We start from the raw sequence: 3,031 nt of genomic DNA, 5'->3' as shown, positions 1-3,031 counted from the left end.
AGGCGGGGCGCTGGCCGGCGTGGTCGTGCCGCTGCTCGCGGCGCCGATCGCGAAGAAGTTGCGCGGCCAGGTCGATGAGGTGGCCTCGGCGCTGCTGACGTGGGCACTGGTGGTGCTCATCCCGCTGGGGATCCTCGTGGCGCTCTTGGCGCGCCCGATCGCCTCGCTCCTGCCGTTGCCCGGTGGTGCTGACGACGCGGCGGTCGAGGCCACCGCCTACTTTCTCATCGTGTTCTCCCCGCAGATCCCGCTCTACGGGGTGGGGGTGGTGCTGACGGGTGTGCTGCAGGCACATCGCAGGTTCCTCGCGCCGGCGATCGCGCCGATCGCCTCGACCCTCGTGGTCATCGTCAGCTACCTGGCGTTCGGGCAGCTGGCCCAGGGGCTTCAGGAGGATCCAGGGGCGCTGCCCGACGTCGCCCTCCCCGTGCTCGCGTGGGGCACGACCGCGGGCGTGGCGGCGCTGAGCCTGCCGATGCTGGCGCCGGTACGTCGCGCCGGCGTCCGCCTGCGGCCGCGACTGTCGTTCCCACCCGGGGTGGCGCGCCGGCTCCGCAGCCTCGCGGCCGCCGGTCTCGGCGGTGTCCTCGCCCAGCAGATCGCCGCGGTGGTCATGCTCGTGCTGGCCCGATCCGGCGGCACCTCGGGAACCTTTGTCGTGTTCCAGTACACACAGGCCGTTTACATGCTCCCGTACGCCGTACTCGCTGTGCCGCTCGTCACCGTGTTCCAGCCGCGGCTGGCGGAGCTGTCCGACGGCGGTGTGGGGGCTGGTCTGGCACGTCTCGCCGAGCGGTCCACACGGACCGTGCTCGCCGCGGGTCTGTTCGGCGCCGGGCTGCTCGCGGCGGTCGCACCGGCCGCGCACGCCGCGTTCGGTGCGCTCTCAGCAGGCGAGAGCAGCGATCCGGTCCCGGGAATGACCGAGGCGCTGACCTGGATGGCACCTGGTGTCGTGGGCCTCGGCCTGCTGCTGCACGCCGGCCGGATGCTGCTGGCGCTCGACCGCAGCCGCGCGACCGTGGTGGCCACGGCGTCGGCCTGGTTGGTGACGGCGGCAGCGGCCTTCGTGGCAGTCCGTGCACTCGCGCCGGGTGGCGGCGATGGCGTGAGCACGCTGACTGCGCTCGGTGTCGCACACACGATCGGGATGTCGCTCGGCGGGCTGGTGGTGCTGCTCGTGCTCCGGCGCATCATGCCCGCAGGGTTCCTGCGCGGGCTGGTGCGGAGCCTCGCCGTGGGTGCGGGAAGCGCGGCGATCGGGGGAGTGGTCGGCAGACTGGGCGTCAACGCGGTGCTCGACCTCGGCCAGGGCTCGCTCCTGATCGCCGTGATGGCGGCGCTGTTGGGCGCCGTGGTGGTGACACTCGCCACGTTCATCGGCATCCGTACCTTCGACCGTGCGATCCTGGCCAGCGTGAGGAGTGCGCATGGCTGAGCCGAAGAACTCAGAAGGGCTGCGCGTCCTGCAGGTGGCGGGTAGTGCCGCCGGTGGCACCCGCAGTCATGTTCGCGAGCTGTCAGCCGGGCTGGCCCTGGAGAATCGTGTGATCCTCGCCGCCTCCGGCGACGTGGCACGGCCCTGGATCCCCGGCCTGCGCTCGCGCCTCGTGGAGATCTCCGACCGACCGCGGCCGCAGGATGCCGCGGCCGTCAGCAAGCTGCGCGCCATCGGTCGGCGCGCCGAGGTGGTGCACGCGCACGGCCTGCGCGCCGGCGCCCTGAGCGCGCTCGCACTCACCGGCCTGCCGACGCCGCTCGTGGTGACGTTGCACAACATCCCGGTGGGTGGCCCCGCGGTGCAGGCGGTGGCGGCGGGGCTGGAGCGTGTGGTCGCGGGCCGCGCGGCCGTGGTCCTCGGGGTGTCCGGTGACATCGTCGACCACATCCGCGGCATGGGCGCGCAGCGTGCGGAACGCGCACTGGTCCCGGCGCCGATCCGCGAGGCCACGGCCCTCGATCGTGCCGCGCTCGGTGTGGGCGACGCCCCGCTGGTGGTCACGCTCGCGCGCCTGGCCCCGCAGAAGGGGCTCGATCTGCTGCTCGACGTCGCTGCGCTGCTCGCCGACCGGGTGCCGGGCGTCCAGTGGCTGATCGCCGGCGACGGACCCCGCCGCGACGAGCTGCAGCGTGCGATCGAGGACGAGGCGCTCCCGATCCGGCTGCTCGGTCAGCGCGACGACGTGCCGGGGCTGTTGCGCGCCGCCGACGTCGTGGTCAGCACGGCCGAGTGGGAGGGGCAGCCGCTGTGGCTGCAGGAGGCGCTGCACGCCGGCGCTCCGATCGTCGCCACCGATGTGGGCGGCACCCGGGAGGTCACCGGACCCGCCGCGCGGCTGGTGCGGTACGGCGATGCCGACCTGCTCGTCTCCCAGATCGCGACCGTGCTGCGCGAGCCGCGGGTACGCGACGGGCTGCGCGCGGCGGCCCGTGCACGTGCGGTCGAGCTGCCTCGCGCGCACGACGCGCTGGCACAGGTCCTCGATGTCTACCGGTCCCTGCTAGTGTGAAAGCCCGTGGTGACCTCTTCTGAGCGGCGTCCCGGCCGCCACGCTCCCCGGCACATCTTCGTCACCGGTGGTGTGGCGTCCTCTCTCGGCAAGGGCCTGACGGCCTCGAGCCTCGGCCACCTGCTCCGTGCACGCGGACTGCGGGTGACGATGCAGAAGCTCGACCCCTACCTCAACGTCGACCCCGGGACGATGAACCCGTTCCAGCACGGCGAGGTGTTCGTCACCGAGGACGGCGCCGAGACCGACCTCGACATCGGCCACTACGAGCGGTTCCTCGACGTCAACCTCGACGCCGGCGCTAACGTGACCACCGGCGTGGTCTACTCCTCGGTGATCGCCAAGGAGCGGCGCGGCGAGTACCTCGGCGACACCGTGCAGGTCATCCCGCACATCACCGACGAGATCAAGGCGCGCATGCGCGCCCAGGCTTCTCCCGCCGTCGGGAAGGCACCCGACGTGATCATCACCGAGATCGGTGGCACGGTCGGCGACATCGAGAGCCAGCCGTTCCTCGAGGC

General features: G+C 72.6%; 2 protein-coding genes and 1 pseudogene. All 3 read left to right on the top strand.

Translation table 11 applies throughout. The annotated features are described in order from the left end of the window. A partial coding sequence (gene murJ, locus ACOJSN_RS03010; protein WP_420111031.1) for a murein biosynthesis integral membrane protein MurJ occupies positions 1 to 1,438 on the top strand: 1,438 nt, incomplete at its 5' end. Continuing rightward, the gene (locus ACOJSN_RS03005; protein WP_420111030.1) at positions 1,431 to 2,510 is read left to right on the top strand and encodes a glycosyltransferase family 4 protein; all 1,080 of its coding nucleotides are present in this window, start codon (positions 1,431 to 1,433) and stop codon (positions 2,508 to 2,510) included. The genes murJ and ACOJSN_RS03005, both read left to right, overlap by 8 nt. A 6-nt stretch (positions 2,511 to 2,516) precedes the next feature. Further along, a pseudogene (locus ACOJSN_RS03000) lies at positions 2,517 to 3,031 on the top strand (CTP synthase); the annotation flags it as partial.

Origin of the sequence: Pseudactinotalea sp., assembly GCF_048594945.1 — a bacterium.
GTDB lineage: Bacteria > Actinomycetota > Actinomycetes > Actinomycetales > Beutenbergiaceae > Pseudactinotalea.
The sequence above is the reverse complement of the archived record's forward strand: the minus strand, read 5'-3'. Positions and strand labels throughout refer to the sequence as shown.

Excerpts from the sequence above, each read along its gene's own strand:
- ACOJSN_RS03005 (WP_420111030.1), top strand. The coding sequence starts at position 1,431 with ATGGCTGAGCCGAAGAACTCAGAAGGGCTGCGCGTCCTGCAGGTGGCG.